Here is a 17,824-nt window from a genome sequence, read left to right as displayed (position 1 = left end):
CTCGTGGCCGGCCTGCTCGGACAGGAACCAGCGGTGCTCGAGCACCTCGTGGAAGACCTCGGCGGGCTCGAGCTTGCGCTTCAGGTCGCGGGGGACCGAGCGGACGACGGGTTCGAAGACCTCGGTCAGCCACTGGTGGGCGACGATCTCCTCGTCCTCGTTCTGCTGGTCGGTGGCCGCGGCGAACGAGTCGAGGTCGTTGAGCAGCCGGCGGGCCTGGTTCTCCTCGACGTCCAGGCCGGTCAGCCGCAGCAGCCGGCGGGAGTGGTGGCCGGCGTCCACGACCTTCGGCTGGATCCGGACCTGGCTGCCGTCCCAGTCGGTGATGATGTCGATCTCGGCGACGTCGAAGCCGAGCTCGTTCAGCCGCCGGATCCGCGAGTCCAGCCGGTGTATCTCGTCGGTGGCGAACTCCTCGGGGGCGGTCAGCTCGGCCCACAGCGCGTCGTACCGGTCGTTGATCGACTGGACCGTCTCCTGCGGGTCGATGTCCGGGTCGAGCAGGCCGCCCTCCTGCAGGTCGAGCAGCTCGCCGAACAGGTTGATCTCGGCGGTGTAGAGGTCGTGCGCGCGCTGCCCGTCGGAGATGTCCTGGTGCAGCTCGCCGGTCTCGGCATCCACCAGGTACGCCGCGAACGCGCCGGCATCGCGTCGGAACAGCGTGTTCGACAGCGAGCAGTCACCCCAGAAGAACCCAAGCAGGTGCAGCCGGACGATCAACGCGACCAGGGCGTCGATCAGCCGGTTGACCGTGTCCGGCCGGAGCGTGCTGGAGAACAGCGCCCGGTACGGCAGCGAGAACTGCAGGTGCCGGGTGATCAGGATCGAGTCGATCGGCTCGCCGTTGCGGTCCAGCCGGTCGGTGATCACGCCGACGGGTTCGACCGAGGGGGACTCCAGCCGCTCGAGGTCGCGCAGCAGCCGGTACTCGTGCATGGCGAGGTGCTCGAGCACCTCCTTGATCGCGTACACAGTGCCGTTGACCCGGACGAACCGGACCACGTGCCGCGAGATACCGCGCGGCAGCGCGACCAGCTGGTCCTCGGGCCAGTCCTCCAGCGGCACATCCCACGGAAGCGACAGCAGACCGGTGTCCGGGCGGGTGGCGACGAATCGGGGCACGAACACCAGTCTTGCAGGAATCCTGAGACTTCAGCGACGTACGCAAATGGTTGCAAATTCTTGCGTGAACAGGCGTAGAGTTTGCGTCATGACGCGACGACTTGCTGAGGTGGCCAAGAAGGTCGGGGTCAGTGAGGCCACGGTGAGCCGGGTGCTGAACGGCAAGCCCGGGGTGTCCGAGGCGACCCGTGAAGCGGTGCTCACCGCGCTCGACGTACTTGGGTACGAACGTCCCACGCAGCTGCGCGGTGATCGCGCGCGGCTGGTCGGACTGGTGCTGCCGGAGTTGCAGAACCCGATCTTCCCGGCGTTCGCCGAGGTGGTGGGTGGTGCGCTGGCGCAGCAAGGTTTCACGTCCTTGCTCTGCACCCGGACGGTCGGTGGGGTGTCCGAGGCCGACTACGTGGACCTGCTCCTGCAGCAGCAGGTGTCCGGGGTGGTGTTCGCCGGCGGGTTCTACGCACAGGCGGATGCGCCGCATCAGCACTACGAGCTGATCCAGGAGCGGAAGCTGCCGACCGTACTGGTGAACGCGGCGGTCGATCATCTCGGCTTCCCGCAGGTGTCGTCGGACGACGTCGTCGCCGCGGAGATGGCGATCGGTCACCTCCGCGCCCTCGGTCACCGCCGGATCGGGATGGTGCTCGGGCCGCGCGACCACATCCCGTCGCGGCGCAAGCTGGACGCGTTCCTGGCCTCGGAGGAGGCGGATCCGGACCTCGTCGAGCACACCATGTTCTCGCTCGAGGGTGGACACGCGGCCGCCACCCGGCTGGTCAAGAACGGCGTCACCGGCATCGTCTGCGCCAGCGACATCCTCGCCCTCGGTGCGATCCGGGCGGTTCGCCGGGCCGGCCTGTCGGTCCCGGACGAGGTCTCGGTGATCGGGTACGACGACTCCGCGATGATGAACTGCACCGACCCGCCTCTCACCACCGTCCGCCAGCCCATCGACGCCATGGGCCGGGCCGCCGTGGACATGCTGGTCGCCCTGATCGAGCGCGCCGCCGTCCCCGCCGACGAACTCCTCTTCGAGCCCGAACTCGTCGTCCGAGCCTCCACCGCCCGCGCCCGCATCTGACCCCCGCCCCGCCCCCGCCCACCGGCCCCTGCCCTCCGGCCCCAGCCCCCGCCCCGCCAGCCCCCGCCCTCCGGCCCTAGCCCCCGCCTTCCGGCTCCGCAGCGCCTGCGCAACACGAGCGGATATCCCCTCGGCGTGTGGGTTCTCCCCTGGCACACCAGCAGAGAACCCACATCTCGAGGGGATATCCGCTCGTGTGTTGGGCGGGTGGGGAGGTGATCGGCGGTGGTGAGGAGGCCTGGTGTGATCCGTGCGTACGGCGACCTCCCCATTGAAAGTCACGATTTTGCAATCCTCAATCCAACTATTGCGCTCGACTGTCGGGTTGCCTACGGTGTGCGCAAGGTTCAAGGGAGAGGGTGGATCGATGAGGACAACGCGCCGCGGGCTCAGCCTGGTGCTGGTGATGGGACTCGGGCTGGTGGCCGCGTCCTGCGGATCGGGGGACGAGACCAAACCGGCCGCCGAAGGATCGGCGGACGGGCCGGTGACGATCACGGTGGGCTGTCAGCCGCCGAAGAGCAACCCGAAGGAACGGACAGCGTGGGACGCGGATGTGGCGGCTTTCCAGAAGCTGCACCCGAACATCACGATCCAGAGCAAGGACGCGTTCCCGTGCATCAACCCGGACACGTTCCAGGCCAAGCTGGCCGGCGGGTCACAGGAGGACGTCTTCTACGTCTACTACACCGACGTCCAGAAGATCATCAAGGCCAAGCAGGCCGCCGACATCAGCCAGTACGTCGGTGACGTCAAGGCGGTCAAGGATCTGCGGCCCGACGTGATGGGCGTGTTCAAGGACGGCGACAAGAGCTACGGCCTGCCGCGCAACAACTACAACATGGGCCTGGTCTACAACCGCAAGCTCTTCACCCAGGCCGGCCTGAACCCGGACAGCCCGCCGAAGACGTGGTCCGAGGTGCAGGAGGCCGCGAAGAAGATCGCGGCGCTCGGCGCCGGGTACGTCGGGTACGGCGAGTACTCCGCGGGCAACACGGGTGGGTGGCACTTCGCCGCCTCGCTCTACGCCCGGGGTGGGTCGATGGTCAGCGACGACGGCAAGACCGCCGCGTTCAACAGTGCCGAGGGCAAGGCGGTGCTGGAGAACCTGAAGAAGATGCGCTGGGACGACAACTCGATGGGCAGCAAGCAGCTCCTCCAGTGGGAGGACCTGATGCGGATGATGGGTGGCGGCAAGCTCGGCATGATGATCGGTGCGCCCGATGTCGTGCAGTCGGTGAACAACGACTTCCAGGGCAAGTTCGAGGACTACGGCGTGACCGCCGTACCGGAGTCCGAGGGGAAGGCGTCGCTGAGTGGTGGCGACGGCTACATGTTCAACCCGAAGGCGACGCCGGAGAAGATCAAGGCCGGGCTGGCCTGGCTCGAGTTCCACGAGCTGACGCCGGCACAGGGCCAGTTCAACTACGCCCGCTCGAAGGAGCAGGGCCGGCCGGTCGGCCTGCCGATCCCGGACCTGTACGGCGACTCCGCGCCCGGTAAAGAGATCGTTGCCCTTCGCAAGCAGTACGCGACGGTCCCGGTCGACCACTTCACGCCGTACGTCGACGCGCAGTCGAGCATCACCAACAAGCTCGAACCGCCGAAGGCCCAGGAGCTGTACGCCGTCCTGGACGTCGCGATGTCCGCGGTCCTGACCCGCAAGGACGCCGACATCGACAAACTCCTCAGCGACGCGGAATCCAAGGCCAACAAGATCCTCGCTAAGAACACGTGATGGCTGTAACTGAACAGCAGGTACGCCGCCCCCGGTCGATGGGGGCGGCGGACCCGCGACCAGACGAGGACCACCGCGGTGCGCTGCGGCGGGCGTTCGGCCGCAACCTCACGGCGTACGGATTTCTCTGTGGTGCACTGATCTGTTTTGCGTTGTTCTCCTGGTATCCGATGGTGCGTGAGGTCGTCCTCAGCTTCCAGGAGAACAACTTCGTGGATCCGGGGAAGTGGGTCGGGTTCGACAACTTCCGGACGGTGATCGAGGACCCGGCGTTCCGGTCCGCCTGGTTGAACACGGCGGCGTTCAGTGCGCTGGCGCTGGTGATCGGGTACGCCGTCCCGTTCGTGCTGGCCGTCGTACTCAACGAGCTGAAGCACGCGAAGGCGTACCTCAGGTTCGTGGTCTACCTCCCGGTGATGCTCCCGCCGGCGGTCGCCGTACTGCTGTTCAAGTGGTTCTACGACCCGGGCTCGGGTCTCTTCAACCAGATCCTCGACGTGTTCCATATCCCGCCGTTGAGTTGGCTGGACTCCACGAGTACGGCGCTGGTGAGCCTCGTGCTCGTGTCGACCTGGATGAACCTCGGCACCGGCACTCTCATCTACCTCGCCGCGCTCCAGAGCATCCCCGGCGATCTCTACGAGTCGGCCGAGCTCGACGGGGCCGGTCTGTTCCGGCGGGTCTGGCATGTGACGATCCCGCAGACCAAGCTGATCCTGCTGGTGATGCTGCTCCTGCAGATCGTCGCGACCATGCAGGTGTTCATCGAGCCGTACCTGCTCACCGGTGGTGGCCCGGAGAACGCGACCGTCACGGTCGCCTACCTGATGTACCAGTACGCCTTCAACTTCGGCGACTTCGGTGGTGGTAGCGCGCTCGGCCTGATGCTGATGGTCGTACTGCTGGTGTTCTCCACGATCTACCTGCGCGTGTCCCGCGAGGAGGATGCCCGATGAGAACCCTCGTCTCACCCCTCACGCTGCGGACCCCGATGGGCCGGGTGATCTACTGGACGATCCTCGTCGTCGTGGTGGTCGGATTCACCGGTGCCTTCGTGTTCCCGCTGTACTGGATGGTGACCGGCGCGCTCAAGTCACCCGACGAGCTGGCACAGATCCCGCCGAGCTTCTTCCCGAAGGACTACGACTTCGGCGTCTACAAGGATGCGTGGGAACAGCTCCAACTTGGCGTCTTTCTGAAGAACACCGCCTTGTACGCCGGGGGCGGGTGGCTGTTCACACTCGCGGTCGACGTGACTGCGGCGTACGCGTTGTCGAAGCTGCGGCCGTTCTTCGGGAAGCTGATCCTCGGCGCGATGCTCGCGACGTTGATGATCCCGCCGATGGTGCTGCTGCTGCCGACGTACCTGGTGGCGAAGGATCTGCCGATCTTCCACTGGAGTCTGCTGAACACGCCGTGGGCGATTTGGTTGCCGGCGGCAGCCAACGGGTTCTTCGTGTTCCTGCTCAAGCGGTTCTTCGACTCGATCCCGCGGGAGTTGCTCGAGGCGGCGGAGATCGATGGCGCGTCGCCGCTGCGGATCCTGTGGTCGATCGTCCTGCCGGTGTCGCGGCCGATCCTCGGCGTGGTGTCGATCCTGTCCGTGGTGACGGTGTGGAAGGACTTCGTCTGGCCGCTGCTGGTGCTGCCGGAGACCGACAAGATGTCGATCAGTGTCGGCATCGCGTCGCTGTCCGCGCAGATGCCGCAGAACGTGCTGATCGCGTCGCTGGTGATCGCGAGTCTGCCCACAATCCTTGTTTTCTTCGTGTTCCAGAGAAGCATCATGGCGGGCCTCACAGCCGGAAGTCTGAAAGGTTAAGGAGAATCGATGGCCGACGAATGGTGGCGGGGAGCTGCTATCTACCAGGTCTATCTGCGGAGCTTTGCCGATGGCGACGGTGATGGGATCGGGGATCTGGCCGGGCTGCGGGAGCGGTTGCCGTATCTGGCCGAGCTCGGGGTGGACGCGATCTGGCTGAACCCGTGGTATCCGTCGCCGATGGCCGACGGTGGGTACGACGTGGCCGACTACCGCGCGATCGACCCGGCGTTCGGCACCCTGGCCGAGGCCGAGGCGTACATCGCGGAGGCGCACGCGCTGAACATCCGCACGATCATCGACATCGTCCCGAACCACGGCTCCGACCAGCAGGACTGGTTCGTCCAGGCCCTGCAGGCCGGCCCCGGCTCACCCGAACGGGACCGCTTCCTCTTCAGGCCCGGCCGTGGTGATCAACCACCGAACGACTGGCAGTCGATCTTCAACGGACCCGCCTGGACCCAGGTCGAGGACGGCGAGTGGTACCTGCACCTGTTCGCCCCCGAGCAGCCCGACTTCAACTGGCGTAACCCAGAGGTGGTCGAGGAGTTCCACGACATCCTGCGGTTCTGGCTGGACCGTGGCGTCGACGGGATCCGCATCGACAGTGCCGCCGTACTGTTCAAGGACCTGGACAGCGTGGAGGAGTCGTACACCGACCACGACGAGGTGCACGAGGTCTACCGCGGTTGGCGGCAGATCACCGATTCGTACGACGGACGCTTCCTCGTCGGCGAGATGTGGATGCCGGACCAGGAACGGTTCGCGCTGTACCTGCGGCCGGACGAGATGCACACCGCCTTCAACTTCGACTTCCTCTCCCGCCCGTGGGAAGCCGACGAGTTGAAGGCGTCCATCGACCTGACCCTGTCGACGCACGTCCCGATCGGCGCCCCGCCGACCTGGGTGCTGTCGAACCACGACGTCACCCGCCCGGTGACGAAGTACGGTCGCCCGGACACGTCGTTCTCACACCAGGACCGTAAGCACGGCATGCACACCGACCTTGTCCTCGGCGAACGCCGGGCCCGGGCCGCCGCCCTGCTCGCGATGGCACTCCCCGGCGGTCTGTACGTCTACCAGGGCGAGGAGCTCGGCCTCCCGGAGGTCGAGGACCTTCCCGACGACCTGCGCCAGGATCCGATCTTCACCCGGTCGGGAGGCACCGACCGCGGCCGTGATGGTTGCCGGGTGCCCCTACCGTGGTCCGGCAAGGAGCCACCGTTCGGCTTCAACACCGGCACGGGTACGCCGTGGTTGCCCCAACCGGCCGACTGGAAGAACCTCACCGCCGAGTCCCAGTCCGACGACCAGAACTCGATGCTCACGCTGTACCGGACCGGCCTGAGACTCCGCCGTACCTATCTCGGCGACGGAACTCTGACCTGGCTCGACTCCCAGCCGGGTGTTCTCGCGTTCAGGCGGAACAACCTGACCTGCATCACCAACCTGACCCCGGAGTCCGTCGAACTGCCGCCGCACGAGGAGGTGCTGTTGACCAGCACCCCACTCGACGACGGCAGCCTCGCGAGCGACAGCACAGCCTGGATCAGGTGAGGGCGCGGAAGCGCCGTAGCCGCAGGCTGTTCGAGACGACGAAGACGGAGCTGAAGGCCATCGCCGCGCCGGCCAGCATGGGATTGAGCAGGCCGGCGGCGGCCAATGGCAGCGCAGCCACGTTGTAGGCGAAGGCCCAGAACAGGTTGCCCTTGATCGTGCGGAGCGTCCGGCGGGACAGCCGGATGGCGTCCGCGGCGGCGCGCAGGTCGCCGCGGACCAGCGTGAGGTCACTTGCCTCGATCGCCACGTCGGTCCCGGTGCCCATGCTCAGGCCGAGGTCGGCCTGGGCCAGGGCGGCCGCGTCATTGACACCGTCGCCGACCATCGCGACCACGCGCCCTTCGTCCTGCAGCTTCTTGATCGCATCGACCTTGCCGGCCGGCAGAACCTCGGCGATCACCTCGTCGATGCCAACCTCGCCGGCAACCTTCAAAGCAACAGCTTCGTTGTCCCCGGTCAGCAGCACCGGCCGCAGACCCAACTCACGCAGCTGACGGATGGCCTCGACGGACGTCGGCTTGACCGTGTCCGCGACGACCAGCACAGCCCGCGCTTGTCCGTCCCAACCGACGGCAACCGCCGTACTGCCCTCGGCCTCGGCATGCTCCTTCGCGTGCGCGAGCTCCTCCGGCAGGTGCTGGCTCCACTCCTCCAGCAACCGCGTCCGGCCGACCAGTACGGCGTGACCGTCGACGATCCCCTGCACCCCAAGGCCTTCCACGTTCCCGAAGTCCTCGACCTCAGGCAGTCGACCGACCTCCGAAGTCGCGGCCCGGGCGACCGCCTGCGCGATCGGGTGCTCGCTCGAGTCCTCCAACGCCCCGGCCAGCCGCAGCACCGAAGCCCGGTCCTGCCCAGGAGCCAGCAGTACGTCGACCAACTCCATCCGGCCCGTGGTCACAGTCCCCGTCTTGTCGAGTACGACGGTGTCGACCCGGCGCGTGGACTCCAGCACCTCCGGCCCCTTGATCAGGATGCCCAACTGCGCACCCCGCCCGGTGCCGACCATCAACGCGGTCGGCGTGGCCAGCCCCAGCGCACAAGGGCAGGCGATAATCAGTACGGCGACAGCCGCAGTGAACGCGATCTCCACCGGCGAACCGTTGCCGAGCCAGAAGCCCAGGGTGACAAGGGCCAGCCCGATCACGATCGGCACGAAGAACCCCGACACCCGGTCGGCCAGCCGTTGAACCTCGGCCTTCCCGTTCTGCGCGTCCTCGACCAGCCGGGCCATCTGGGACAACTGCGTATCCGCACCGACCCGGGTCGCCCGAACGATGAGTCGACCGCCGGCGTTCACGGTCGCGCCGACGACCGCGTCACCCGGACCGACCTCGACCGGGACGGACTCGCCGGTCAGCATCGACGCGTCGATCGCGCTGCTGCCCGTCACGATCACACCGTCGGTCGCGATCTTCTCGCCCGGCCGAACCACGAACTCCTCGTCCACGACCAGCTGGTCGGCCGGGATCCGGGTCTCGGACCCGTTCCGCAGTACGGCGACATCCTTGGCGCCCAGCTCCAGCAGGGCCCGCAGTGCGGCACCTGACCGGCGCTTGGCGCGAGCCTCGAAGTAGCGGCCGGCCAGGATGAAGACGGTGACGGCGGTCGCCACCTCGAGGTAGATCTCCTCCGCGCCGGTGCCGCGGGACGGGATCAGCGTGAACGGCATCTTCATGCCCGGCGTGCCCGCATCACCGAGGAACAATGCGTAGAGCGACCACAGGAACGAGCTCACGATGCCCAGCGAGATCAATGTGTCCATCGTGGTGGCCGCGTGCCGCAGGTTCGTCCAGGCGGCCTTGTGGAACGGCCAGGCCGCCCAGGTCACCACCGGGAAAGCCAGCGTCAGCGACGCCCACTGCCAGAAGTCGAACTGCAGCGCCGGGATCATCCCGAACGCGACCACCGGGACAGTCAGCACGATGCTCGCGATCAGCCGCTCCCGCAGGGGCTTCAGCTCATCCAGCTCTTCGGGAACCTCGGCGACGGCCGGCGACGGGAGTGCGGCGGTGTAGCCGGTCTTCTCGACGGTTGCGACCAGGTCGTCGGTGGTGATGTCGCCCGCATAGGTGACCTTGGCCTTTTCGGTGGCGTAGTTGACGGTGGCCGTCACTCCGTCCATCCGGTTCAGCTTCTTCTCCACGCGGGCAGCGCAGGAAGCACATGTCATGCCGCCGATGATGAGTTCGACGGAACTCTCAGTGGCCATGGGGAGTCGTCTCCTCACTCGGTAGGGCGGTCGGCGGGACGATCGTGGTTCCGTCGGAGTCCACGTGGACCGTGAACTCGGCGGTGTGCACCGCACCCGCGTGCTGGAAGTCCAGGAACAGGCTGTAGGTGCCGGCGGTCGGGAACGTCGTCCCGAAGGTGATCGCCGGTCCGCCCTTCGTCCCGGGGTCGGCGTGCTGGGCCGGGTGGTTGTGCAGGTAGGCGAGATCGCCGCTGCGCAACGAGACCAGGTGTCCGAAGGCGCCGAGGTACGGCTCCAGGTCGGTCACCGGCTTGCCGCCGCGGTTGACCCGGAACGTCAGCTCGGATTCCTTCCCGGCGACCGGGTTGCCTTCGAGCGTCACGTCGTACCCGTGGAAGCTGTAGATGCTCGCGGGGTCGGCCAGGGGGACCGGGATGTAGAGGCCGGACACGTTCACGTCGGTGCCGAGCGTGATGTTCCGATCGAGGCCGGCGGGCTGGAAGTCGGCGTACAGACGCCAGGTCCCACCGGCTGTAAAGGTGAACGGAATGCTCCACGTCCCACTCGCGTCCCGCGTCGGGTGCACGTGGTGGAACCCGGACAGGTCCCGCCGTACGACGATCAGGTGCAGGTCCTTCTCGTGGGTCTTGGTGTACTGCGTGACCGGCTTGCCGTCGGGTCCCTGGATCGTGAACCGCAACTCGGTCTTGGCGCCGGACCGGAAGAACGTCGTCGCCGGGCTGAGCGTGTAGCCGGCGTCGGAGACCGCGAGACCGGGCAGCTGCCCACTCGCGTCGTGCTTCATCTCGCCCATCCCCATCTCGTCTTGGCCATGCGCCGGAGCGGTGGCGGGCTCGGCCGCCGCGATCGGGTCGACCGCGGAGCCGAGGCCGTACGCCGCCGCGAAGGCGAGCACGAGCGCACCGGCGAACGCGCCGAGCCGGAGCGCGGCGGCCCGGTTCACGACGCCGCCAGTTCGTATCCCGCCTCGTCGACGGCGTCGCGTACGGCGGACTCGTCGAGAGCGGATGCACTGGTCACGTGCACGGCGGAGGTGCCGCCGGCGTTCAGGTCGATGATCACGTCGGTGACACCGGAGAGCTTGGTCAGCTCCTCGGTCACGGCCGACGTGCAGTGCGCGCAGGTCATGCCGGCGACGGAGTACGTGGTGGTGGTCATATCGATGCTCCTTGGAAGATGTCTTCAGCTGCGAACCAGGCGGGCGATCGCGTCGGAGGCCTCGCGAACCTTCTCCTCGGCCTCGGCGCCACCCTTCTGCGCGGCCTCGACCACGCAGTGCGAGAGGTGCTCGTCGAGCAACTCCAGCGAGAACGACTGCAGTGCCTTGGTGGCGGCCGACACCTGGGTCAGGATGTCGATGCAGTACTTGTCCTCCTCGACCATCCGCTGCAGACCGCGGATCTGGCCCTCGATCCGCCGCAGCCGCTTCAGGTGGCTGGCCTTCTCAGCGGTGTACCCGTGCACGTGGTCGTCGGTCATTTCGAGCTCCTCAGCTACCCCTCGGGGGTATTGTCGACAGCATGAAAGTACCCCCTCCGGGTATCGAGTGCAAGTCCTGCGACGATACCTAGAGGGGGTATTTGGGGAATGTGATCAGAGTCCCAGTTCGGTGAGCCCGGGGTGGTCGTCCGGACGCGGGCCCGGCGCGTCCCAGTGGAAGAGGCGGTCGGAGTCGGCGATCACCTGGTCGTTGATGCTGGCGCGTCGTACCCGCATCAGCCCGTTCTCGTCGAACTCCCAGTTCTCGTTGCCGTGCGAGCGGTACCACTGGCCGGCCGCGTCGTGGCACTCGTACACGAACCGCACGGCGATGCGATCGCCGGTGAACGCCCACAGCTCCTTGATCAGCCGGTAGTCCAGCTCGCGCGCCCACTTCTGGGTCAGGAACTCGACCACCTCGGCGCGGCCGGTGACGAAGACGTCCCGGTTCCGCCAGTACGTGTCCGGCGTGTAGGCCAGCGAGACCGCCTCCGGGTTCTGGTTGTTCCAGGCGTTCTCCGCGGCGCGGACCTTCTGGATCGCCGTCTCCCGGGTGAACGGGGGCAGTGGCGGGCGTGTGTTCACAACCAGCTCCTTCGGATTGCTGACGATATTCGTTCAATCTTGGACCGGCTACCCCGGAAATGCGATCAGGCAACAAACCTGTCACCCTGTGCGTCTGCTCACTGACGAGAGGGGGCGCTGATGCCGGAAGCGGCCATCAGTACGCGCGGACTCCGCAAGACGTACCGAACCCGCCGAGGCCGGAAGGTCGTCGCGGTCCAAGGGCTCGACATGGAGGTCCCGGCCGGGGGAGTGCACGGATTCCTCGGGCCGAACGGGTCCGGCAAGACCACCTCGATCCGGATGCTGCTCGGTCTGGTCCGGGCCGACGCCGGGACGATGACGGTGTTCGGGAAGCCGGTGCCGGCCCAACTGCCGGAGGTGGTCGGCCGGGTCGGCGCGATCGTCGAGTCGCCGAAGTTCTTCCCCGCGTTCACCGGCCGGAAGAACCTCGAGCTGCTGGCCGAGGCGATCGGCGCGCCACGGACGCGAGTGGGTGAGGTGCTCGAGCAGGCCTCCCTCGGCGAGCGTGGTGACGACCGGTTCCGTGCGTACTCGCTCGGGATGAAGCAGCGGCTGGCGATCGCGGCCACGCTGCTGAAGGACCCGGACCTGCTGATCTTCGACGAGCCGACCAACGGCCTCGACCCGGCCGGTATCCGGGAGATCCGCGAGACCATGCGGTCGCTGGGTGACGAGGGCAAGACCGTCCTGGTCAGCAGCCACATCCTGGCCGAGGTCGAGCAGGTCGCCGACACGGTCTCGATCATCGGCCACGGCCGCCTGCTTGCCTCCGGCCCGGTCGGCGACGTGATCGGCGGCGGTACGTCGACCACCGTGAAGGTTGCGGTGGACAACCATGAGGCCGCGACCCGGATCCTGACCGCCGCCGGGATGACGGTGCGGGCCGATGGCAACTACCTGCTCGTGGACGGTGCCGAGCACCCCGCTGACGTGACCCGCCGCCTCGCCCACCAGGAGTTGTACGTGTCCGAGCTGGTCCCGGTCCGGGCCGACCTCGAGTCGGTCTTCCTCGAACTGACGGCCGGGGAGACGATCTGATGCTGCGTCTCACCAAGGTCGAGCTGCGCCGGCTCTTCGCCCGCCGGATGATCAAGGTCGGTGTGTCCGGCCTGTTCCTGATCACGGCGCTGCTCATGTTCGCCACCTGGCTGGAGGCGCGGCCGGCGTCGGAGTCGGAGCAGCGTGCGGCCCAGCAGCAGTACGAGTTCGCGCACCGGGAATGGGTGAGCAACCACGTCACGAACGAGGCCCAGTGCAAGGCGGACTGGGTCAAGCAGCCTGACCCGAAGCCCAAAGTGGAGGATATGTGCGCCTATCCTGAGCCGAAGCTGGAGGAGTTCGGACGGCCGCAGCAGGTCTATGCCGAGGTGATGCCCCAGCAGCTGCTCGGTCTGTCGTACCTGCTGCTGTTCGCTGCGTTCGTACTGGGCGCGAGCTTCCTCGCCGCCGAGTTCAGTACGGGTGCCATCGGCAACTGGCTGACCTTCGAACCACGTCGGCTCCGGGTGTACGGCAGCAAGCTGTTGGCGGCCGCGATCGGTCTGTTGCCGGTGGCGCTGGTGGTCTTCACAGTGGCGATGCTTGGCAGCTACCTGATCATCGACCAGCTCGGCAACACCGCCACGACGACCGGCAAGGTGTGGGGCGATCTCGCCGCGACCGCCGGCCGGGCGGTCGTGCTGACCGCTCTTGGTGCGGCGCTGGGCGGCGTCGCCGGGTTGCTGCTGCGGCACACCGCGGCCGCGCTCGGGGTGGCGATGGGGTACCTGGTGCTCGTCGAGGCGATCTTCGGCAACCTGCTCGTCAAGGTGCAGCCGTGGCTGATCAAGCTGAACTTCGACGCGTTCGTGCGGCACGACACGACGTACTACGTCAATCAGTGCGCGTCGAGCAGCGACGGCGGATACCTGTGCAACAGCATCGAGAAGACGCTCACCTTCGAGCACGGCGCCTGGTACCTGGGCATCCTCGCCGTCGTCCTGCTCCTACTCGGCGGCGCTGTGTTCCACCGCCGGGACGTTAGCTGAGCGTCGCCGTCGCCAGCCCCAGCCGAACAGCACGATCCCGAGGGTGAGCAGGGCAGAGGCTGCGCCGATCGCAAGACCGCGGCGCAGCCCTGGCGGCGTGAACGTGCAGTCGATCCGGTCCGCGTTCTCGGTCAGGGGTACGGCGATCAGACCGCCGTAATCGCGTGGGGTCCGCGCCTTCCCGTCCCCGGCCGAACACTTCCAGCCGTCCACCTTCGGCGCTGCGACCACGGCGTACCCGGTGCTGCCCTTCGGGAGGGTCGCGCTGATCGAGTGGCCGCCGACCTCCACGTCGGTCGCTCCGCTCGCCGTGAGCCGCCGGATCGTCCTCGCGAGCGCTTGTTGATCGAGGCAACCGATCGCTCCGGTCGGCGGGATGCCCTGCGGAGCCTCGCCGAAGTTGATCTCCATCAGCACGACGCCGTCCTTGGGTACGACCCCCAGCTGAACCATCGCGCTGCTCGTGTTGATCCCCGGCCGGCGGGTCGCGGACAGCTCCCGCCACTCACCTCCGGTCAGCCGCACCCGGCCGCCCACGCGGCGCATGTACAGGAACGCGATCGACCCGGGCGCGCACTTGGAGACCAGCTTCACGTCGCCGGTCTCGAAGCGCGTGCCCTTGTACTCCGGCACCTCGTACACGTCGGTCCCGAGCAGCCGGTCCTGCGCGTCGTACGGATTGGATGCGGCCGTCGCGCCGAGGCGACGCCGGACGGTGACCAGCGGCGGGACGTTGAATTTCGTGACCTTCGGGCCACCAGGACCGGGCTCCAGGTGCGCCCCGATCGAGAAGATCGCGTCGGTCACCGGGTTGTCCAGGTCGTGCGACGCGCGGCCGTACCCGGCCCAGCCGAAGCCGAGCCCGGTCAGCGTCTCGTTCAGGGACTTCGGGAGCAGGCTGCTGTAGAACCCGGCGCCCTGACCGCCGAGCAGCATCGGATCGTTCGGCGTCACCGACGTACCCGGGTCGGCCCGGTACCGCGGCCAGCCGCCGGCGTCCCGGATCGTGTTGGCGCGTTGGGTTTGTTTGTCGTCCCATGGTGCCGCCGACGCGCCGAGCACCTTCGCCCGCTGCTCGTCGGTGACCACCGCGGTCCACGTGGTCTCGACCGCGACGACGACCATCAGGATCCCGAAGGCCACCGCAACCGGCCATCTGGCCCGCCGGACCTTCGGGATTCTCCGGATCCCCCAAATGGTGCCGAAGACAACCAAAGTCACGGCCCCGGATCCGATCAGCACGCTCATCCAGTGCTCGGTGAGCAACGAACTGCCGTCGGACAGTACGGCGATCACCACCAGCAGCGCACCGCCGCACAGCAAGGCGATCGGCCCCGGCAGGCGATGCGCGACCGCCTGCCAGGCGAGGACCACGACCACACCGCACAGGACGAACGCCTCGCGGTACTGGCTCCCGTTCGGGGTGTCGAACCCGTGCCACATCTCCTGCGTGGGCGCCCAGCGGAACGACAGCGCGAGCGCCGCGGTCGTGATGATCCAGACCAGCTTGGTCCGCCAGGGGACGAACCGGTTGAATGGCATCGTCAGGGCCAGCAGGAGGGCAACGGTCCCGACGTACAGGCTCGCCGTCCGGCCGACGCCCTCGGACAGCGGGAGCAGGCGGGACAGGAAGATGTCCAGCGGCGAGGCGCGGAAGACACCCGACGGTGACGGCGTTGCGACGTCGTTGGCGGTGAGAACGGGGAGCAGGATGGGCGCTACCAAAGCCATACCGAGCACGAACGAGATCCCGTGCCGCACGAGAGCGCGCAGCGATCCCATCACCCGGAGGTCGCTGGTCAGCAGTCGCGCGAGCAGATAGAGCCCACCCGCGATCGTTGCCATGTAGGCGGTGTAGAAGTTGGACAGCCAGAACACGGCGACTACCAGGACACTGAGCAGCCGGTTGGTCCGGCGCAGTGACCACTCGGCCACCAGGAAGAACATCGGCAGCGCGATCAGGCCGTCCAGCCACATCGGCACGTACGCCCCGTCGTCGATCGCCCAGCCGCAGACGCCGTACGACGCTGCCAAAGTCGCCGCAACCCAACGGGGTCCTGGATGCATCTTGAGGAGTAGGACCGCCATCGCGGCGGCCGCCAGGCTGAGCTTCAGGACTGTGATGACGTAGACGGCGAGGTCGATCTGGTCGCGCGGGAAGAGACCCACCAGCAGGGACAATGGGCTGCCGAGGTCGACGCCGATGTCGGCCAGGAAGCCCACACCGAAGGCGCTCTGCCAGTTGAAGAGCAGGTCACCCTGTGCGCGGCCGTGCAGGATGTCCCACAGATGGGCGAAGAACGGGATGTACTGCGTGCCAAGATCGTTGGTACTGCGGGAGAGCGAACCGAAGGGATAGGTACCGCGGATGATTCCGGAGGCGGTGAACACCGCCGCCACGAGCAGGCCGGCCACGACTGCCGGGAGCACTGCCGAGCGCCGTCGTACCGCGCTGTCGTCCGAACCCACGGGCCGCCTCTCTCCATCCGGGTGGTGCGTATGAGTACAACGTTGCGCCTGAGCCTAGTGGTGCCCTGTTACAACGAGGTCGAGGTGATCGCGCGGTTCCACCTGGCGCTCAGCCGGGAGCTGGCCGCGACTGGTCGACCCTACGAGATCGTGTACGTCGACGACGGCAGTTCCGACGGGACACTCGACGCGTTGGTGGAGCTGGCCGCCTCCGACGAAGCGGTCCGGTACCTGTCCTTCAGCCGGAACTTCGGCAAGGAGGCCGCGATGCTGGCCGGCCTGCGGTACGCGACCGGCGACGCCGTGGTGATCATGGACGCCGACCTGCAGCACCCGCCGGAGCTGGTCGGCCGGATGCTCGAGCAGTACGAGCGCGGGTTCGACCAGGTGATCGCCCGTCGGACCAGGACCGGCGACCCGGCGACCCGGACCCTGTTCGCGCGGGCGTACTACTGGCTGATCAACCGGTGGGCGGACGTCGAGCTGATGGACGGGGTCGGTGACTTCCGGATGCTGTCCCGCCGGGCGGTCGACGGGTTGCTGGAGCTCGGCGAGTACAACCGGTTCTCGAAGGGCCTGTTCGCGTGGATCGGGTTCGAGTCGATCCTGTTCGAGTACGAGAACGTCAAGCAGACCGGGCGGAAGAGCCGGTGGACGTTCCGCCGGCTGCTCGAGTACGGGCTGGACGGGCTGCTCTCGTTCAACAACAAGCCGTTGCGGATGGCGATCTACGTCGGCCTGCTGCTGACCGCGGTCGCCGCCGGGTACGCCGTCTGGGTCATCGCGGTCGCGGTCCTGAACGGCGTGGAGATGCCCGGGTACGTCACCTTGATCGCGGCGATCACGGGGCTCGGTGGGCTGCAGATGGTGATGCTCGGGGTGATCGGCGAGTACATCGGCCGGATCTACTACGAGACCAAGCAGCGCCCGCACTACCTGCTCAAGCAGAGCAACGTCGACCCGATCGACCACCCGGCCACCCAGAGCCGCCGGCGCCGGGTCACCTAGAGACAGACGAAGGCCCCGGGACGAGCCGTCCCGGGGCCTTCGCTGTACAGATCAGGCGGTCAGCCGCTCCTCGGTGGAGCTGCTGAACAGGTGCAGCTTCTCCGGCACCGCCGCGAGGCGGATGGTCGAACCCTTCTCGACCGGCATCCGGGCGTCGATCCGGGCAACGATCTGCTGGTGCTCGTCGTTGTGCTCCGCGGTCCCGTACAGGTACGCGTCGGCGCCGAGCTCCTCGACGACGGCGATCTTCACCGGCAGGCCGGTGTCGGAAACCTTGAAGGCCTCCGGGCGAACGCCGATCGTGAGGGTCTTGTCGCTGCCGGCCTTGGCCAGGATCGAGCGCTCGATCGGGATCACGTAGTCGCCGACCTTGGCGCCGCTCTCGGTGATGTCGGCCTCGAGCAGGTTCATCGCCGGCGAACCGATGAAGCCGGCCACGAACTTGTTCTTCGGGGCGTCGTACAGGTTCAGCGGGGTGTCGACCTGCTGGAGCAGACCGTCCTTCAGCACGGCGACGCGGTCGCCCATCGTCATGGCCTCGACCTGGTCGTGCGTGACGTACACAGTGGTGACACCGAGACGCTGCTGCAGCTCGGCGATCTGGGTACGCGTCTGCACGCGCAGCTTGGCGTCGAGGTTGGACAGCGGCTCGTCAGTCCGCAGACCACGCGCAACGTCAAGGCGATCTGAGCCTCGCGGGCGAGCGCCGGGTGGC

Annotated in this window: 16 protein-coding genes; 8 read left to right on the top strand and 8 right to left on the bottom strand. The window is 67.4% G+C overall.

From position 1 onward, the window contains the following. A partial coding sequence (locus AB0L70_RS41315) for a DUF4032 domain-containing protein (RefSeq protein ID WP_363692409.1) occupies positions 1-1,143 on the bottom strand: 1,143 nt, incomplete at its 3' end. 67 nt (positions 1,144-1,210) lie between these two features. Here AB0L70_RS41315 and AB0L70_RS41310 point away from each other — a divergent pair. The 5 genes from AB0L70_RS41310 to AB0L70_RS41290 all read left to right on the top strand — a co-directional run bounded on the left by AB0L70_RS41310 (position 1,211) and on the right by AB0L70_RS41290 (position 7,320). Further along, positions 1,211-2,203, top strand: a complete 993-nt coding sequence (locus AB0L70_RS41310) for a LacI family DNA-binding transcriptional regulator (RefSeq protein ID WP_363692407.1) — start codon at positions 1,211-1,213, stop codon at positions 2,201-2,203. Between the two features lie 367 nt (positions 2,204-2,570). Beyond that, positions 2,571-3,941: an extracellular solute-binding protein gene (locus tag AB0L70_RS41305; protein ID WP_363692406.1), complete on the top strand. Its 1,371-nt coding sequence runs from the start codon at positions 2,571-2,573 to the stop codon at positions 3,939-3,941. Then, positions 3,941-4,897 carry a sugar ABC transporter permease gene (locus tag AB0L70_RS41300; protein WP_363692405.1) on the top strand — a complete coding sequence of 319 codons (957 nt, stop codon included), beginning with the start codon at positions 3,941-3,943 and terminating at the stop codon, positions 4,895-4,897. The genes AB0L70_RS41305 and AB0L70_RS41300 overlap by 1 nt, the downstream gene beginning before the upstream one ends. After that, entirely contained in the window at positions 4,894-5,763 is an 870-nt protein-coding gene (locus AB0L70_RS41295; protein WP_363692404.1) for a carbohydrate ABC transporter permease, read from the top strand. Before AB0L70_RS41300 ends, AB0L70_RS41295 begins: the two co-directional genes overlap by 4 nt. A gap of 9 nt (positions 5,764-5,772) precedes the next feature. Further along, on the top strand, positions 5,773-7,320 hold the full coding sequence (locus tag AB0L70_RS41290) for an alpha-amylase family glycosyl hydrolase (RefSeq protein ID WP_363692403.1): 1,548 nt from the start codon (positions 5,773-5,775) through the stop codon (positions 7,318-7,320). Here the strand turns inward: AB0L70_RS41290 and AB0L70_RS41285 are convergent. From AB0L70_RS41285 to AB0L70_RS41265, 5 genes are all read right to left on the bottom strand, one after another. Beyond that, entirely contained in the window at positions 7,313-9,535 is a 2,223-nt protein-coding gene (locus AB0L70_RS41285) for a heavy metal translocating P-type ATPase (RefSeq protein WP_363692402.1), read from the bottom strand. The genes AB0L70_RS41290 and AB0L70_RS41285 overlap by 8 nt on opposite strands. Then, on the bottom strand, positions 9,525-10,481 hold the full coding sequence (locus AB0L70_RS41280) for a hypothetical protein (RefSeq protein WP_363692401.1): 957 nt from the start codon (positions 10,479-10,481) through the stop codon (positions 9,525-9,527). The genes AB0L70_RS41285 and AB0L70_RS41280 overlap by 11 nt, the downstream gene beginning before the upstream one ends. Continuing rightward, on the bottom strand, positions 10,478-10,696 hold the full coding sequence (locus tag AB0L70_RS41275) for a heavy-metal-associated domain-containing protein (protein ID WP_363692400.1): 219 nt from the start codon (positions 10,694-10,696) through the stop codon (positions 10,478-10,480). The genes AB0L70_RS41280 and AB0L70_RS41275 overlap by 4 nt, the downstream gene beginning before the upstream one ends. Positions 10,697-10,720: 24 nt before the next feature. Next, on the bottom strand, positions 10,721-11,002 hold the full coding sequence (locus tag AB0L70_RS41270; RefSeq protein ID WP_363692408.1) for a metal-sensitive transcriptional regulator: 282 nt from the start codon (positions 11,000-11,002) through the stop codon (positions 10,721-10,723). Between the two features lie 129 nt (positions 11,003-11,131). Continuing rightward, a complete protein-coding gene (locus tag AB0L70_RS41265) occupies positions 11,132-11,602 on the bottom strand; it encodes a nuclear transport factor 2 family protein (protein WP_363692399.1) in 471 nt (156 codons plus the stop codon). Between the two features lie 120 nt (positions 11,603-11,722). Between AB0L70_RS41265 and AB0L70_RS41260 the strand changes: the two genes are divergently transcribed. After that, entirely contained in the window at positions 11,723-12,643 is a 921-nt protein-coding gene (locus AB0L70_RS41260) for an ATP-binding cassette domain-containing protein (RefSeq protein WP_363692398.1), read from the top strand. After that, positions 12,643-13,632 carry an ABC transporter permease subunit gene (locus tag AB0L70_RS41255; protein ID WP_363692397.1) on the top strand — a complete coding sequence of 330 codons (990 nt, stop codon included), beginning with the start codon at positions 12,643-12,645 and terminating at the stop codon, positions 13,630-13,632. Before AB0L70_RS41260 ends, AB0L70_RS41255 begins: the two co-directional genes overlap by 1 nt. Here the strand turns inward: AB0L70_RS41255 and AB0L70_RS41250 are convergent. Next, positions 13,591-16,101 carry a YfhO family protein gene (locus AB0L70_RS41250; protein WP_363692396.1) on the bottom strand — a complete coding sequence of 837 codons (2,511 nt, stop codon included), beginning with the start codon at positions 16,099-16,101 and terminating at the stop codon, positions 13,591-13,593. The genes AB0L70_RS41255 and AB0L70_RS41250 overlap by 42 nt on opposite strands. 30 nt (positions 16,102-16,131) lie before the next feature. Between AB0L70_RS41250 and AB0L70_RS41245 the strand changes: the two genes are divergently transcribed. Further along, on the top strand, positions 16,132-17,109 hold the full coding sequence (locus AB0L70_RS41245) for a glycosyltransferase family 2 protein (protein ID WP_363692395.1): 978 nt from the start codon (positions 16,132-16,134) through the stop codon (positions 17,107-17,109). Between the two features lie 51 nt (positions 17,110-17,160). Here AB0L70_RS41245 and AB0L70_RS41240 read toward each other — a convergent pair. Beyond that, positions 17,161-17,824: TOBE domain-containing protein (locus AB0L70_RS41240; RefSeq protein ID WP_363692394.1), on the bottom strand; the 664-nt coding region annotated here is incomplete at its 5' end.

Origin of the sequence: Kribbella sp. NPDC051952 (assembly GCF_040680855.1) — a bacterium.
Taxonomy (GTDB): domain Bacteria; phylum Actinomycetota; class Actinomycetes; order Propionibacteriales; family Kribbellaceae; genus Kribbella.
The sequence above is the reverse complement of the archived record's forward strand: the minus strand, read 5'-3'. Positions and strand labels throughout refer to the sequence as shown.